The organism is Parasphingorhabdus cellanae (assembly GCF_017498565.1).
In the GTDB taxonomy this organism is placed as follows: domain Bacteria; phylum Pseudomonadota; class Alphaproteobacteria; order Sphingomonadales; family Sphingomonadaceae; genus Parasphingorhabdus; species Parasphingorhabdus cellanae.
In genome coordinates this window covers 308,631-323,896 of the sequence record NZ_CP071794.1, presented here as the reverse complement: position 1 = coordinate 323,896, position 15,266 = coordinate 308,631, and the positions used below count along the sequence as shown (strand labels likewise).

Annotated in this window: 13 protein-coding genes; 10 read left to right on the top strand and 3 right to left on the bottom strand. The window is 51.9% G+C overall.

Features of this window, described 5'->3' with window-relative positions:
• Nucleotides 1-29: 29 nt before the first annotated feature.
• Nucleotides 30-506, bottom strand: coding sequence for a peroxiredoxin (locus tag J4G78_RS01535; protein WP_207988138.1), 477 nt, complete (start codon nt 504-506; stop codon nt 30-32).
• A 170-nt stretch (nt 507-676) separates the two neighbouring features.
• Between J4G78_RS01535 and J4G78_RS01530 the strand changes: the two genes are divergently transcribed.
• Both J4G78_RS01530 and ahcY read left to right on the top strand, forming a co-directional pair.
• Entirely contained in the window at nt 677-1,237 is a 561-nt protein-coding gene (locus tag J4G78_RS01530; protein WP_207988137.1) for a YqgE/AlgH family protein, read from the top strand.
• Nucleotides 1,238-1,401: 164 nt separating this feature from the next.
• Nucleotides 1,402-2,814, top strand: coding sequence for an adenosylhomocysteinase (ahcY, locus tag J4G78_RS01525; protein ID WP_243457179.1), 1,413 nt, complete (start codon nt 1,402-1,404; stop codon nt 2,812-2,814).
• Nucleotides 2,815-2,862: 48 nt separating this feature from the next.
• Here ahcY and J4G78_RS01520 read toward each other — a convergent pair whose 3' ends face one another.
• Both J4G78_RS01520 and J4G78_RS01515 read right to left on the bottom strand, forming a co-directional pair.
• Nucleotides 2,863-4,665 carry a lytic transglycosylase domain-containing protein gene (locus tag J4G78_RS01520; protein WP_207988135.1) on the bottom strand — a complete coding sequence of 601 codons (1,803 nt, stop codon included), beginning with the start codon at nt 4,663-4,665 and terminating at the stop codon, nt 2,863-2,865.
• On the bottom strand, nt 4,626-5,420 hold the full coding sequence (locus J4G78_RS01515) for a uracil-DNA glycosylase family protein (protein WP_207988134.1): 795 nt from the start codon (nt 5,418-5,420) through the stop codon (nt 4,626-4,628). The genes J4G78_RS01520 and J4G78_RS01515 overlap by 40 nt, the downstream gene beginning before the upstream one ends.
• 128 nt (nt 5,421-5,548) lie before the next feature.
• Between J4G78_RS01515 and J4G78_RS01510 the strand changes: the two genes are divergently transcribed.
• From J4G78_RS01510 to J4G78_RS01475, 8 genes are read left to right on the top strand one after another with little or no spacing between them, the layout of a single operon-like run.
• On the top strand, nt 5,549-7,204 hold the full coding sequence (locus J4G78_RS01510; RefSeq protein WP_207988133.1) for an electron transfer flavoprotein-ubiquinone oxidoreductase: 1,656 nt from the start codon (nt 5,549-5,551) through the stop codon (nt 7,202-7,204).
• A 31-nt stretch (nt 7,205-7,235) separates the two neighbouring features.
• Complete coding sequence (locus tag J4G78_RS01505) at nt 7,236-8,861, top strand: tetratricopeptide repeat protein (protein ID WP_207988132.1); 1,626 nt, start codon at nt 7,236-7,238, stop codon at nt 8,859-8,861.
• Complete coding sequence (locus J4G78_RS01500; RefSeq protein ID WP_207988131.1) at nt 8,861-9,715, top strand: 4-(cytidine 5'-diphospho)-2-C-methyl-D-erythritol kinase; 855 nt, start codon at nt 8,861-8,863, stop codon at nt 9,713-9,715. The genes J4G78_RS01505 and J4G78_RS01500 overlap by 1 nt, the downstream gene beginning before the upstream one ends.
• A complete protein-coding gene (locus tag J4G78_RS01495; protein ID WP_207988130.1) occupies nt 9,712-10,437 on the top strand; it encodes an N-formylglutamate amidohydrolase in 726 nt (241 codons plus the stop codon). The genes J4G78_RS01500 and J4G78_RS01495 overlap by 4 nt, the downstream gene beginning before the upstream one ends.
• Nucleotides 10,438-10,495: 58 nt before the next feature.
• The gene (gene ilvD / locus J4G78_RS01490; protein WP_207988129.1) at nt 10,496-12,217 is read left to right on the top strand and encodes a dihydroxy-acid dehydratase; all 1,722 of its coding nucleotides are present in this window, start codon (nt 10,496-10,498) and stop codon (nt 12,215-12,217) included.
• Nucleotides 12,198-12,638, top strand: a complete 441-nt coding sequence (locus J4G78_RS01485) for a hypothetical protein (RefSeq protein WP_207988128.1) — start codon at nt 12,198-12,200, stop codon at nt 12,636-12,638. Before ilvD ends, J4G78_RS01485 begins: the two co-directional genes overlap by 20 nt.
• Nucleotides 12,639-12,645: 7 nt before the next feature.
• Complete coding sequence (locus tag J4G78_RS01480; RefSeq protein WP_207988127.1) at nt 12,646-14,049, top strand: NAD(P)H-hydrate dehydratase; 1,404 nt, start codon at nt 12,646-12,648, stop codon at nt 14,047-14,049.
• Nucleotides 14,046-15,266 carry a class I SAM-dependent RNA methyltransferase gene (locus J4G78_RS01475; protein WP_207988126.1) on the top strand — a complete coding sequence of 407 codons (1,221 nt, stop codon included), beginning with the start codon at nt 14,046-14,048 and terminating at the stop codon, nt 15,264-15,266. The genes J4G78_RS01480 and J4G78_RS01475 overlap by 4 nt, the downstream gene beginning before the upstream one ends.

Genomic DNA, 15,266 nt, shown 5'->3' with positions numbered 1-15,266 from the left:
CCCGTCGGTTTTTGATCATTTGACCCGAGTTAAAGCTGGTCGAGCATATAGTCGGCAGCGCTGACTTTGAAATCGCCGGGTGCTTCGACATTCAGTTCTTCAACCACACCGTCATTGACGATCATCGAGAAACGCTGGCCACGGGTGCCCAGACCAAAGCCGGAACCATCCATCTCAAGACCAATCGCTTTGGCAAAATCGCCATTGCCATCGGCCAGCATGGTAACGTCTTCGGATCCGGCATCCTTGTTCCAGGCGCCGAGGACGAAAGCGTCATTGACCGCGGTGCAGGCAATCTCGTCAACGCCTTTGGCTTTCAGCGCGTCGGCCTTTTCGACATAGCCGGGCAAATGCTTGGCTGAACAGGTCGGTGTATAGGCACCAGGAACGGAGAAGAGAGCGACTTTCTTGCCCGCAAAATAATCCGAAGAGCTAACTTGCTCCGGGCCGTTTTCCGTTGCTTTTACCAGGTTTACTTCCGGTATTTTATCGCCTTTATTGATCATATCATTGCTCCTTTTGGGATCTTTGTGAAATATCGGTATGTCCTATTCATTTGTGGTGACAGGATCATGAAATTGCAAGCAATGTAATGATAATGCTCGGTTTATCGAATTTGGTGCACTTTATCGAATTTGCCATGGGCAGGACGCGATAACTTCCTTATGCTTGGCCGATGGATAGTCCCCGCTATTTTTCTGGTCAGTTTCTGCTCGCAACGCCGGGCATGGCCGATCCGCGATTTTCTCGCTCCATTATAGCCCTTTGTTCTCACGATGAACATGGCGCGCTGGGGATCAATATCGGGGAGACATCGGCCGACATCAGCTTTCACGGTATATTGGAGCAGTTTGATATAGAGCCGGATAGTTTGAAGGATCGCAATGTTTTCGTGGGAGGACCAGTGGAGATGCACCGTGGTTTCATACTCCATAGCCTTGATTTTAATTTATCGGATACACTGCAGGTTGGCGACCGTTGGGGATTAAGCAGTTCGCTTGATATATTGGGGGCCATTGCCAAAGATCGCGGGCCCAAAAAATGGATCGCAGCGCTCGGCTATTCTGGCTGGGGGGCAGGGCAATTGGAAACCGAACTGACCCAGAATGGATGGTCGATTGCGCAGGGTGAGCCTGAGTGGCTCTACGAAACCCGCGCGAAGGACAAATGGGAAATGGCCTGGAAAGCACAGGGCATTGATCCGAATATGCTGTCGGGTCAGTTTGGCAGCGCTTAAAACATTGCCTGTGAGATAGTTACGCCATTCAACGCGTATGAATAATTATATTACAAATATAAAGACATCTTTATATTTGCTTCCCAAGCCCAGAAACTGTAGAGATTGCGCAATTGCCGCGCCGGTTTCACCGGGCGGCGCTTCGTCTTTCAAGGAGAATGAATGTGGCTACCGCAGCAGATACAGCAAACCAGGATTATATCATCAAGGACATCTCCCTTGCCGATTTTGGTCGTAAGGAAATAGAGATTGCCGAAACCGAGATGCCAGGATTGATGGCTCTGCGTGAAGAATTCGGTGCAGAACAACCGCTTAAGGGTGCACGCATTACCGGCTCGCTGCACATGACCATCCAGACAGCGGTTTTGATCGAAACGCTTTTGGCATTGGGTGCCACGGTTCGCTGGGCTTCTTGTAACATCTATTCAACGCAGGACCATGCGGCTGCAGCAATTGCTGCCGGTGGGACACCAGTATTCGCGATTAAAGGCGAGACGCTGGAAGAATATTGGGCTTATGTTGAGCGCATCTTTGACTGGGGTCAGGATGAGACCTGCAACCTCATTCTTGATGATGGCGGCGATGCTACGATGTTCGCACTTTGGGGCGCACGGGTCGAGGCTGGCGAGGAATTGTTCACCCCTGACAATGAGGAAGAAGAAGTCTTCGTTGCGACACTGAAGCGCTTTTTGGCGGAACGCCCTGGCTATCTGACGAAGACGGTTGAGACCATCAAAGGTGTTTCGGAAGAAACCACCACCGGTGTTCACCGGCTCTATGACCTCGCAAAGCAGGGCAAATTGCCTTTCCCCGCGATCAATGTGAATGACAGTGTTACCAAGTCCAAATTCGATAATCTCTACGGCTGCAAAGAGTCTTTGGTAGATGCGGTTCGCCGTGCGACCGATGTTATGCTTGCTGGTAAAGTGGCTTGTGTCGCTGGCTTTGGTGATGTGGGTAAAGGGTCTGCTGACTCGCTTCGCAACGGCGGTGCCCGGGTTATCGTTACCGAAGTCGACCCGATCTGTGCTTTGCAGGCTTCAATGGAAGGCTATGAAGTTGTGACCATGGAGGAAGCGACCAAGCGCGCCGATATCTTTGTGACCGCTACGGGCAATAAGGACGTGATCACCGTTGACCACATGCGCGACATGAAAGATCGCGCGATTGTCTGTAACATCGGTCATTTCGACAGTGAGATCCAGATTGCTGCTCTCCAGAATATGAAATGGACCGAAATCAAACCACAGGTTGACGAAGTTGAATTTCCCGATGGCAAGAAGCTAATCATATTGGCACAGGGCCGTTTGGTGAATTTGGGCTGTGCAACTGGCCATCCAAGCTTTGTGATGTCAGCAAGCTTCACCAATCAGGTGATGGCGCAGATCGAACTGTGGTTGCGGCCTGAACAATATAAGAATGACGTTTATGTTCTGCCAAAACATCTTGATGAGAAAGTGGCCGAGCTACATCTCAGCAAACTTGGGGTTAATCTGACCAAATTGTCTCAGGAACAGGCCGATTATATCGGCGTTCCGACAGAAGGCCCGTTCAAGCCAGATCATTACCGTTATTGATTGAATATCCGGATGGGCCTTAATCGGCTCATCCGGACCTTTCGGTATTTATTGACCGGTAAAGCGTGTTTTGCTTTTGCTCGGTTTGTTGGGAAATACCGGCCATTTATTTTGCGCCAATGTTCCAAGGCTGGCAGATTTAATCCCGGCCTGCTGTTCATACATCCAGTAATTGCGCAAGATGATCGAAACATAGCCGCGCGTTTCGACATAGGGAATGCTTTCCATATAGAGCAATGGATCGCCATTATCCTTGATTTCGTTATTCCAGCGCTGAACCGAGCCGGGACCAGCATTATATGCCGCCGCTACCTTTGGAAGCTTGCCGCCGGTAATCGATGAGCGGCCGAGATATTCAAGATAGGATTGGCCATATTCCAGATTGGTTGATGGTTTGAACAATTGGGTCTTTTCAAATTTCCGACCATTTGCACGGGCGATATCGCCCGCTGTTCCAGGGCGAACCTGCATCAGACCGATAGCATTGGCTGGACTCACTGCCTTGCTGCGGAATGCAGACTCCTGAAGTGTGTGCGCATAAACAAGAGCAGGATCAACGCGCCATCCTCCATCCGGCTTCCATTTTGGAGCGGGGAAGCGTGCTTGCGAATCTGGTTTGAATCCGCGCGGCGCATGATGGGCCAGCCATAATTGTGTACGGGGCAGGTTTAATTCTCGCGACAATTTTAACAGCGCGGCATGATCGCTGGAATTCCCGATGCGCGCCTGATGCCGCAAAACTTCATCAGCGAGACTTTCCTCACCAATTTCGACTAGAGCTATAGCTGCCTTGACATTGTCATGCTGTTTCAGCGTCTTCCAGTCACCTTTCGCGAAACCAGCACTGGATTTTGCACTGGCGATATTCATGCCCAGCGTTTGTGCGGACAGGAGGCCGTAAAAACTGTCACTGCGTTTGGCAGCCATTTGCAACTTGCCTTGCGCTTTCTGGGGTTGGCCGCAGACAATGTCTGAACGCGCGCCCCAATAGAGTCCGGCAGCTTGTAAATCAGCATTGGCGGCACGCCGACCAACATTGTCAAAGGCGGCGCTAGCGGTTCGGCAGTCGTTTAATCGCCATGAAGACAGTCCAGCAACCCAATCCGCATGGACAACCCAGGGACCGCTGCCTTTTTGCGCTTTCTGTGCCATCCGCTGGGCAGATTTGTCATCATTTTCGATATAGTAAGACCAAGCAATCCTTTGTTCTAGTTCCGTGCGGACTTCAGAGGACAAGATATTCTCTGCCTCGAAAAGCAGTGCCTCGCCTGATTGCGGGCTGTCACTCTTAATGAAATTCAATATCCGCCCGCGAATAGCGTTGGCCGCGTTGTTAGTCTTGATCGCGCGAGGCTTTTTCCGGATCGGCAAGCCAGGGACATAGGAAAGATTGCGCCGTTGCGGCAGGTTTGGAAGTAGCTGCGCACCGCGTTTCTTAGCGAGCCGTCCCAATTGAGCTGCTTGCGGGATATGTGGTGCTTCATTGACCAATATCAGCAACGGCCCCAATTCGGCGCGGGGGGAATTGGCGGCGAGGAAATATTCAGCTTGAGCAATGGATTTGAGTGGACCTGTTGGCGCATCAGCGATCAGATTTTTTGCCATATCCCATTGATTGCCGCCCATCGCCTTGAAAATCGCGCGATAATGCTCCGATTGACTGCGCTTGAGTTGGGATGGAATATCTTTGGCCACAGAAGAACTTTTATACAACACAGCCCCACCATCTTGCGCCATCACTGGAGCGAGAGGTAGAGAAATCAAGGCTGAGGTGAGAGCAATTTTCACGTTTTTCGGGAACTGATTTATCACTACGCTGGGATCCTTGTAAGCAATTGCAAATCTTTCCACGCCTCCGCCTTGAATTCCGGTCTTTCGATCAGAATTCGCGGATGAAAGGTCGCGATTGCCTCTATTTTGGATGAACTGTGGTTAACAAACTGTTTATTTTTGCGGGCTGTAAGCAAATTCTGCCCGAAAAACAGGTGGGATGGCGTGTCGCCAAATACGATAATCCTCTTTGGCTGAACTAATTCGATGTTATGCAATATACGGTTTTTGAGTATCGCATGGTATTTTTGATCAATCCGGCCATCATAGGAGCGCCCCAATGATACGGATGCTGAATAGATTTTGTGCGAATCGCACCCAATCGCCCTCAGCATATTGGCTAGCAAAACCGAATTCTGTTCGGAAAAGAGAGAATTTTGCGCCAAACCGTCTTGGTCAGGCATTCCGGCAATGATCATAATTTCAGGCTCAATCACGCCACTTGGCAAGACATGATTGTTAGACCATTGGCTCTCAATCAGGTTATCCGAATTGGCTAACCAGGCGAGATATTCATCATGCTCCGCAGGATAGTTTTCGCTGATTTTTTTAGGTTGATATGTTTCTTGTACGAATGACGGCTTGCTTTCCGTAGGGGCAATTGTTTCAACTGGCTCCGGCTTTGGAAGACTAACCGCACCATTAGTTTCTGCTAATAATGATGCTGGCTTGTCATTATAGTGCAAGTCAACACCTGCCAGGCTCCACCAGTCGCGAAGGCTTTTTATCTGCCGGGCAGACGTGTTTTCAAGATGTGCGGACGCAGAAAAATTCATCTATGCATAGAGTCATGAGTTGACGAATTGGTCAATTGGCGGGCAAGCATGTTTCTGTCCAAAAGGTTGCCGTTTGCGGCAGGGCGAATGTAAGATAACCATATAAAGACGATTACGGGAATTATGCAATGAGTGAACGAGAATCTATGCCTTATGACGTGGTCATTGTTGGCGGTGGGCCAGCAGGACTAAGCGCGGCTATCCGGTTCAAACAAATGGCTGATGAAGCGGGCAAAGATCTTTCTGTATGCATATTGGAAAAAGGATCAGAGATCGGCGCTCACATATTGTCCGGTGCAGTCGTCGATCCCAAGGCTCTGGATGAATTGCTGCCCAATTGGCGCGAGGAAGATTGCCCAATGGCTGCTGTGCCCGTCACGGATAATCAGCACTGGGTTCTGACCAAGAAAAAGAAATTCTCTATTCCGCACATTCTGACCCCGCCGTTCATGCACAATAAGGGAACCTATACCGGATCGCTTGGGAATCTGTGTCGCTGGCTTGGTGAGCGCGCCGAAAATATGGGTATCGAAATTTTCCCAGGTTTTGCAGCTGCTGAAATCCTCTACAATGACGATGGTTCCGTCAAAGGCGTGGCGACCGGTGATATGGGCGTGGCCCGCGACGGCAGTCACAAGCCTGATTATCAGCCTGGATTGGAACTTCATGCAAAATATACTTTCTTTGCAGAGGGTGTTCGCGGACATTTAACAAAGATTCTGAAGGAAAAATTTGCCCTGGATGCCGATAGCGAACCGCAGATTTACGGGCTTGGCATAAAAGAATTGTGGGATATTGAACCGGAAAAGCACGTCCCTGGCCGGGTCATTCACAGCCAGGGTTGGCCGCTGAGTGAAGGGTCTAACGGCGGCGGATTTCTATACCATCAAGCGGACAATCAAGTCGCTTTGGGTTTTGTGACGTGGCTTAACTATGAAAACCCTTATTTGTCCCCGTTTGAAGAAATGCAGCGGTGGAAGCAGCATCCTGAAATCCGCAAGATACTGGAAGGCGGCAAACGTATCTCTTATGGCGCGCGGGCCATTAACGACGGCGGCTTCCAATCCGTGCCAAAACTATTCTTCCCCGGCGGTGCGCTTATCGGTTGCTCTGCTGGCTTTGTGAATGTCCCGCGGATCAAGGGTACCCATACGGCCATGAAAACCGGCATGATGGCGGCTGAAGCCGCTTTTGAAGCCATTGTCGCGGACCGCGAAAGTGATGAATTGACTGCTTACGGCACTGCCTATGAGAATAGTTGGGTGCGCGAGGAATTACGGGTTGTGCGTAATGTTCTGCCTGCAGCAGAAAAATATGGCGATTTCCTGGGATCCATAATCGCCGGTATCAATATGTGGGCGGAGAATTTCAAAATCAAAATGCCGTTCACAATGAAACACCACCCGGATCATACCCGCTTGAAGCGTGCGGAGCATTGCACGCCGATCGAATATCCGAAACCAGACGGCGTTATCAGCTTTGATCGTCTGTCTTCAGTCTTCCTGTCTAATACCAATCATGAGGAAGATCAGCCGGTTCACTTGCAGCTGAAAGACGCGTCCATTCCAGTTGACGTCAATCTACCTGTTTTTGCCGGTCCGTCGCAGCGCTACTGCCCGGCAGGCGTTTATGAGTTCGTCGAAGACGATGCGGGCAATCCTAAATTCCAGATCAATGCGCAAAATTGCGTCCATTGCAAAACCTGTGATATCAAAGACCCGAACCAGAATATTAACTGGGTCGTACCGGAAGGTGGTGGAGGTCCCAATTACCCCAATATGTAAGATATCAACGCTCAGCCTTCTCATTGCAGCCTTGGTTGGAGGCACTGCCCATGCCAAACGCAGCGACGGAGCGGAAGGGCTGAACCAATATGTTGAGGCACGGTTGGCGGAATCGGTTGATCAACCTGCGGTGGCCGCGGCTATCTATGCCGATTCACTGAAAAAACAGCCTGATAACCTGCTTTTAGCTAGCAAAACCTATGTGAAAGCAGTCGAAGCCGGAGATTTTGATCTTGCTGTAAAAGCGGTTCGCAGTCTGGGTTTGCGCGGCGAGATTGATGCGGAAATGCCGCTTCTGCTGTTTGCAGATGCCTTCGCACGCAAAGATTATAAGGCAGCTGCAACGGCGACTGACGAATTGGTAGCATTGGGCAATTTTGCTTTTCTATCGCCATTGCTAAACGCATGGCTTGCTGAAGCTTCAGGCGGCAATCCTTTAGTCGGATTGGCTACTGCCGAGAAAAACAAAACAGCCGCATATTACCATCTGGAACAGTTTATTCTCCATGGCTTGGCCCGTGGAAATGATGAGGACGTCATGCCTCTGCTCGACAGGTTGGTTGAGAAAAATGAAGCGCGAATGGGCCCTGTTCGTATCATTGCCGCACGGCATTTTCTGGCCAAGGGAGATAAAGTGCGCGCGGTCGAACTATTGGAGCGTGAGAGAACAGGCCCTGAAACAAAAATGCTTCGGGATATTCGGTCCGGTAGTAGCAAAAAACTGGCTCAAAAGGTCAATGTCAAAGTTGGTCTAGGTTTTCTTTTTCAAAGGCTAGCATCAGATTTGAAAACCCAGCGCGCCTATTTTCTAGCGCTTGTTGGCGCGCAGGCAGCCGGACGAATTTACCCTGATAGTGACTATGGGCGCCTTGTTTTGGGTGATGCCCATGGAGACAGTCTGAACAACTCATCTGCCCGCTCCCTGTTTAAAAGGATATCATATGACAGTGCTTATGGTCTTCTGGCGATCAGCAAAGAGATTGCGAGCTATGTGGATGACCAAAACTATGTTGGCGGCCAGACAAGATTGAACGAATTGATTGCTCGGGATCCCGCTGCGCCGGAGTTACAGGTTTTAATGGGGCAATTGCTGCAGATGAGCGGTGATCACAAAGCTGCTGCCGGTGCTTTTGCAAAGGCCATTGATTTGGCCGAAAAGCGCGATGCGCCAGACGCATTACTGGCCAGCTATTGGTTGTCACTTGGTAGCGCACAGGAACAGGCCGGGCTTTGGCCTGCAGGCTTGGAATCGTTGAAGAAAGCAAATATATTGCTGCCCAATTCCGCCAGCATATTAAACTATTTAGGCTACGCACAATTGGAGCGCCGGGAGAATACAGCTTCCGCGATAGATTCCATTCGAAAAGCCCATAAATTGAGATCGTCTTCTCCGGCGATTACGGACTCATTGGGATGGGCCTATTTCATTACCGGCCAGCACGAGAAAGCTGTTAGCTATCTGGAGCTGGCGCGTGATGGTGAACCGCAAGATCCGACGATTAACGAGCATCTTGGCGATGCCTATTGGACGGTTGGGCGTAAATATGAAGCGCGATACGCCTGGAAATCGGCCAAGTTATTCGCCGATGCCGAAGATATGCAGCGGCTGGCCGCCAAAATTGATCTGGGACTACAAGCCGACCTTGTTTCTCCCTAATGACGGCAGAAAACCCTACTATCGATGACAGCGAAATTGCCTGCGCGAAGATAAATCTCGCATTGCATGTGCGGCGACGGTTGCCGGACGGCTATCATGATATTGAGACGATATTCGCGTTTCTGGATTGCGGTGATCATTTATCCGTTATCGCTGGAACCAACATTGAACTGTCAGTCGAAGGCCAGTTTTCTGACGGTTTGAGCAATAGCGATAATTTGGTGTTGGATGCTGCCCGTCTGCTCGCGTTGCATGCTAACATTGATGCAGGCGCGAAAATCACTCTCGACAAGCGCCTTCCTGTGGCATCGGGAATCGGCGGCGGTTCGGCTGACGCTGCAGCAACCTTGCGGTTATTGAACCGGTTTTGGAACACCGAGCTGTCGTTAGAGTCATTAGCAAAGCTTTCAGAACCTTTGGGTGCAGACGTCCCGGCTTGTGTGATCAATCAAACTTGCCACGGTGCGGGCATAGGGCAGGACCTTATGCCAATAGAAAATGGCAAATTGTCGGGCCACCATGTTTTGTTGGTGAATCCTTTGGTTCCGGTGTCTACGGCTGCTGTGTTTCGGGATTGGGATGGCGTTGATCATGGCGGCCTCGAAGGTAGCGATCCGCTTCTTGCCGCCATGGCTGGTCGCAATGACTTGCAAAAGCCGGCACAAATTCTGGCACCAGTCATAGGGGATCTGCTGTCCGAACTGAATAAAACGGATTCGGTTATCGCCAGAATGTCAGGATCAGGTGCCACCTGTTTCGGAATTTATGAAACTGAACAGCTATCCCATGCGGCTGAAAAACGCATCGTTGAAACATTGCCCAATGTTTGGACTATGGTGGGAGGATTGAGATGACGGAACCCTATGAGATCTTTGGAATGCCGCAAGAACGGGGTATTCTGGTGGTCGTTGATCATGCTTCCAATCACGTTCCACCCGATATTGATCTTGGCATCGATCCGGCGCTTCTTGAAGACCATATCGCTTATGATATCGGTGTTGCGAATATCGCGCGATATATGGCGGAATCGCCGGGTTATCTCAGCATTTTGGGCACAGTATCGCGTCTTGTTGTGGACCTTAACCGTTATCCTGACGAGGACGGCGTGGTTCCAAAACATAGCGACGGCGTTGAAATTCCCGGAAATATAATCGACCAATCGGAGAAAGCCGCGCGTCTCGATCGATTTTTTCACCCTTATCATGACCGGGTTGCGGCTCTGATCCGCGATCTCGACCCCGTTTTGACCTTGTTTCTGCATAGTTTTACGCCAAAACTGCGCACCGATCATGCTGATGTCCGGCCCTGGCAGGTCGGCGTTCTATATAACGAGTATGACGTTGCATCGCGTCTGGCCATTCAGCTTTTGGAACAGGAAGAATTGGTTGTCGGTGACCAACAGCCCTATTCTGGCAAAGACCTCCACGCGACTATGAAACGACAGGCCGAAGATATCGGAAAGCCCTATACGGAAATAGAAATTCGCCAGGATATGGTTTCAGAAGAAACCGGACAGCGGCGTTTTGCCGAAATATTGTTACGAACGTGCGATAAAATGCGAACAGGGCTTGCGTGAGCGCCTTTATTCTGGATAGACGAGCCGCGATCAGACACAGCCTTTTTAGGACAATAAGATGACCCGGACGTTCGACAAATCCAATCTTCCTAGCCGTCATGTCAGTGTCGGCCCAGAGCGTGCGCCACAGCGCAGCTATTATTATGCCATGGGCATGACCGAAGAAGATATTGCGAAGCCCTTTGTTGGTATTGCGTCGGCGGGCAATGACAGCGCGCCGTGCAACACTTTGCTGGATGCTCAGGCGGATATGGCGCGTCAGGGCGTCATCGAAGCTGGCGGCACACCGCGCCGGTTCAACACGATCACCGTGACCGATGGTATCGCCATGGGACATCAAGGGATGAAGTCTTCTTTGGTTTCCCGCGAAGTGATTGCTGACTCGGTCGAAGTCAGTGTCCGCGGCCATTGTTATGACGCCGTCGTTGCCTATGCCGGTTGTGATAAAAGTCTGCCAGGTATGATGATGGCGATGCTGCGGCTCAATGTACCGTCGATATTCGTCTATGGCGGCTCGATATTACCGGGTCGTTTCCACGATGAGGACGTTACGGTTGTAGATGTTTTCGAAGCGGTTGGTCAGCATAGCGCAGGCAATTGCCCACTGCAGGAGCTGATTGAACTGGAAAAAGTGGCATGCCCTGGTCATGGCGCCTGTGGTGGTCAGTTTACCGCCAACACCATGGCCTGCGTAGCTGAGGCGATCGGATTGTCACTACCCAACAGCAATATGGCCCCGGCCCCTTATGAAAGCCGCGATGACATGGCGGTGGCGGCAGGACGTCAGGTTATGGACCTGATCGAACGCAACCTGCGTCCACGCGATATCTGCACCAGAGAGGCCTTTGTGAACGCCGCCCGTATCGTTGCCGCCACCGGCGGTTCAACCAATGCGGCGCTCCATTTGCCAGCCATGGCCAGTGAAGCGGGTATCGATTTCGATCTGTTCGATGTGGCAGAAGCCTTTAAATCAACACCTTATCTGGCGGATTTGAAACCCGGCGGCAAATATGTTGCGAGAGACATGCACAACGCTGGCGGTGTCTATATGCTGATGAAAACCATGATGGATAATGATCTGCTTAACGGCGATTGCATCACGGTAACCGGTAAAACACTGGGCGAAAATATCGAAGAAATTACATGGAATAGCGACCAGAAGGTCATATATGATGTTAAGAATGCGATTACGGAAACCGGCGGTGTTGTCGGGCTGAAGGGATCGTTGGCACCGGAAGGAGCCATCGTGAAGGTCGCCGGGATGGCGCGCCTGCAATTTCGCGGTCCCGCACAGATATTCGAATGTGAAGAAGATGCCTTTGACGCGGTTGAAAAGCGCATGATAAAGGAAGGCTCGGTCATCATCATCCGCAACGAAGGGCCGAAAGGTGGCCCGGGTATGCGCGAAATGCTGGCCACCACCGCAGCGCTCTATGGTCAGGGCATGGGCGAAAAAGTTGCCCTAATTACTGATGGCCGTTTTTCAGGGGCTACGCGGGGCTTCTGTATCGGCCATGTTGGGCCAGAAGCAGCAGATGGCGGGCCAATCGGTTTGGTAGAAGAAGGTGACATCATCAACATCGATGCGGAGGCGGGCACAATCGATCTCGAAGTTGATGCAAAAACCCTGGAAGAGCGCCGCTCACGCTATACGCCCCATGTGAATGATTATGGGTCAGGTGCATTATGGCGCTATGCCCAGAATGTTGGTCCCGCCTATAAGGGAGCGGTTACCCATCCCGGAGCGAAAGCGGAAAAACATGTCTACGCGGATATTTAGCAGTTTTGCGCTTGTCTTGCTGGTTACAGCATGCGGGAAGCCGGATAATGATATTCTGGCCGAAGCAGAAGATAGTGCAGCGGCTCAAGCCGCCGATGACGGCAGGATCGAATGTGCGCTCGATGGCAAAGATGTTTTTTCCAGAGGATGTCAGACCGAAGTCTTGTCTGCTGAAAATGGCGCGACCCTGATTGTCCGGCATCCAGACGGCGGCTTTCGCCGGTTCAATGTTCTCACCGACGGTCGCGGGCTGGAAGCCGCTGATGGATCAGAAAAGGCCAGGATAGAGATCGTCAATGATGAACAGATATTGGTGAGCGTTGGGCCTGACAAATATCTCATGTCGGCGCGCATGAAGACATCGGACACGGCAGATACCGCCAATCAAGCGGACGAACCGGCACCACAAGCGGGTAGCTAGGCGCGCTATGCTCAATCATGGGCATATCCTGACCGCTGCCGAGATGCAGGCTGCCGAAAAGCAACTCATAGATAGCGGAGCATCAGTAATTGAGCTGATGCACAGGGCCGGCACGGGCGCTGCTGACTATATCTGGCGGGCGGCGCCCCATTGCCCGACGATGGTGCTCTGCGGTCCCGGCAATAATGGCGGTGACGGATATGTTATTGCCCAAGCGCTTTTGGAAAAAGGGGCAGACGTTGCCATTGCGGCGAGCGGTGAACCCGCGACGGATGCCGCGAAAAATGCGAAATCCCTCTGGCAGGGACAAACATATGCACTGGATGATGCCCGACCAGCGACGCAATTTGTCGATTGCCTATTTGGAACCGGACTGACCCGACCGGTATCCGGTGCCTTGTTGGGCCACCACCAACGCCTGTTCGACAGGGCAGGGCGACGGGTGGCGGTTGATCTACCTAGCGGTATTGAAACCGATACAGGCGTGACATTCAATCCGGTGTCCCGATATGACCTGACCATCGCGCTGGGAGCCTTCAAACCTGCCCATTATCTTGCACCAGCATGCGGACTTGCGGGTGATCTGGTCGGGGTAGACATAGGCGTTGATGCAGCTTCAGCCGTCCAGTTACTGGCCCGGCCGACAGTGAAAGCGCCTAAGACAGGCGACCATAAATATACCAGGGGACTCGTCGCTGTTGTTGCTGGCCGCATGCAGGGAGCAGCGAAACTGACCGGCTTGGCGGCACAGCGATCAGGTGCTGGCTATGTTAAGGTTTTCGCTGGAACCGGCGTCTCCTCACCTAGTCATAGTATCGTTGTCGAGCCTCACGAGAATGGGGTTCAACTGCAAGAGCAATTATCCGATGACAGAATCGCGATCATTGTCATCGGCCCAGGGTTGGGCCGGGACAGTCATGCAGAAAAGCTGCTGGATTTAGCTTTGGATATCGAAAAGCCGGTTTTGCTGGATGCCGATGCTTTGATTCTTTTGAGCAATACGGGTCTCAGCCGTCTGAAAGACCGATCATCGCCGGTCATCATGACACCGCATACTGGTGAGTTCGCGGCAATATTCGGAAACGACAAAGGGTCGAAAATCGACCTTACAAGAAAACTGGCTGCCAATAGCGGTGCTATTGTTGTTCACAAAGGTAGTGACAGCGTGATTGCCGATCCTGAAGGCGCGGTGTCTCTGGCATCCTTATCGTCAAGCTGGCTTTCTACAGCTGGAACCGGCGATGTTCTGGCCGGCATGATTGCGGCCCGCTTTGCAGTTGAAAAAGAGGCTTTTCTAGCCGGAAAACAGGGGCAATGGCTGCATAGCCGTGCGGCCAAACTGGCCGGACCCGCCTTTTCACCAGAGATACTGATTGATCATATCCCGAAAGCGCTACAAGAGTGCCTATGAGCACCGAAACCGATCCAAATGTTATCTTGCGCGTTGCTGCAAAGGGCGATGGTGTCACCGCAGACGGCCGTCATGTCGCCTTTTCTGCGCCGCTTGACCGGCTGAGCGAGGAAGGTGGTTTGATCAAAGGACCGCACCATGTCGATCCACCTTGCCAGCATTTCAAGGAATGCGGTGGATGCAGTCTGCAACATCTGGATCACGAGAGCTACGTGCAATTTGTGGTCGATCGCGTCGTCTATGCGCTGGAGGGGCAGGGGCTTTCCGCCGGAACATTGTACCCGCCTCAGATATCCAAGCCGAAAAGCCGCATTAGAGCCAGCCTTCGCGCCGCCATGATGGGCAAAAGCTTCAAGCTCGGGTTTAGCGGCGCGGGCAGCCACCGGATTGTTGATCTCAAGCAATGCGAAATCATGCGGCCCGAGCTTTTTGCCGTGATTGGCCCGCTACGCGATTTTCTGAAATCTGTGGCGCGGCGCAAACATGATATGAATGTCGAGATGACCCTGGCCGATCAAGGCGTTGATCTTTGTATCAAGAATTATGAGCCCGATAGCCTGAAGCAACGCGAAGCACTGGCGGCCTTCGCCTCGTCTAATGCTCTGGCCCGGCTGTCGGTCGATAATGGCTTTGGGCCGGAAACCCAGTGGGAGCCGGAACCAGTCACTGTAACATTTAACGGGATATCGGTGGCTTTGCCGCATAACAGTTTCCTGCAACCCACTGGCGATGGCAAAGCGGCGCTGGTCGCGGCGATGCTGGAAACCGTAGGCGATACAAAATTAGTCGCAGATCTGTTTGCGGGCCTTGGCACGTTCACATTTGCGCTGGGCGACAATCAAAAAGTTTATGCTGCGGAGGGTTCCCGGGATGCAATCGGCGCGTTGAAAATGGCCGCCAACCTGGCCGGTCGCCAGATATTTACAGAACATCGCGATCTGTTCAGACGGCCTCTTAGTCCCGAAGAACTGAACCGGTTCGGAGCAGTGATACTGGATCCCCCTCGTGCCGGTGCGCGGGATCAGGTGGCCCAGATCGCGCAATCAGAGGTACCCAAGGTCTGTTACATCAGTTGCAATCCAGCTAGTTTTGCGCGTGATGCAAAGCAGCTTTGTGATGCGGGGTACAAGCTAGATGCGCTTTGGCCAGTCGGTCAGTTTCTGTGGTCGACCCATGTGGAGCTGGTATCAAGCTTCACAAAGACATCGGCGGGATAG

Excerpts from the sequence above, each read along its gene's own strand:
- J4G78_RS01535 (WP_207988138.1), bottom strand. The coding sequence starts at position 506 with ATGATCAATAAAGGCGATAAAATACCGGAAGTAAACCTGGTAAAAGCA.
- J4G78_RS01530 (WP_207988137.1), top strand. The coding sequence starts at position 677 with ATGGATAGTCCCCGCTATTTTTCTGGTCAGTTTCTGCTCGCAACGCCG.
- J4G78_RS01515 (WP_207988134.1), bottom strand. The coding sequence starts at position 5,420 with ATGAATTTTTCTGCGTCCGCACATCTTGAAAACACGTCTGCCCGGCAG.
- J4G78_RS01510 (WP_207988133.1), top strand. The coding sequence starts at position 5,549 with ATGAGTGAACGAGAATCTATGCCTTATGACGTGGTCATTGTTGGCGGT.
- J4G78_RS01500 (WP_207988131.1), top strand. The coding sequence starts at position 8,861 with ATGACGGCAGAAAACCCTACTATCGATGACAGCGAAATTGCCTGCGCG.
- J4G78_RS01495 (WP_207988130.1), top strand. The coding sequence starts at position 9,712 with ATGACGGAACCCTATGAGATCTTTGGAATGCCGCAAGAACGGGGTATT.
- ilvD (WP_207988129.1), top strand. The coding sequence starts at position 10,496 with ATGACCCGGACGTTCGACAAATCCAATCTTCCTAGCCGTCATGTCAGT.
- J4G78_RS01485 (WP_207988128.1), top strand. The coding sequence starts at position 12,198 with ATGTCTACGCGGATATTTAGCAGTTTTGCGCTTGTCTTGCTGGTTACA.
- J4G78_RS01480 (WP_207988127.1), top strand. The coding sequence starts at position 12,646 with ATGCTCAATCATGGGCATATCCTGACCGCTGCCGAGATGCAGGCTGCC.
- J4G78_RS01475 (WP_207988126.1), top strand. The coding sequence starts at position 14,046 with ATGAGCACCGAAACCGATCCAAATGTTATCTTGCGCGTTGCTGCAAAG.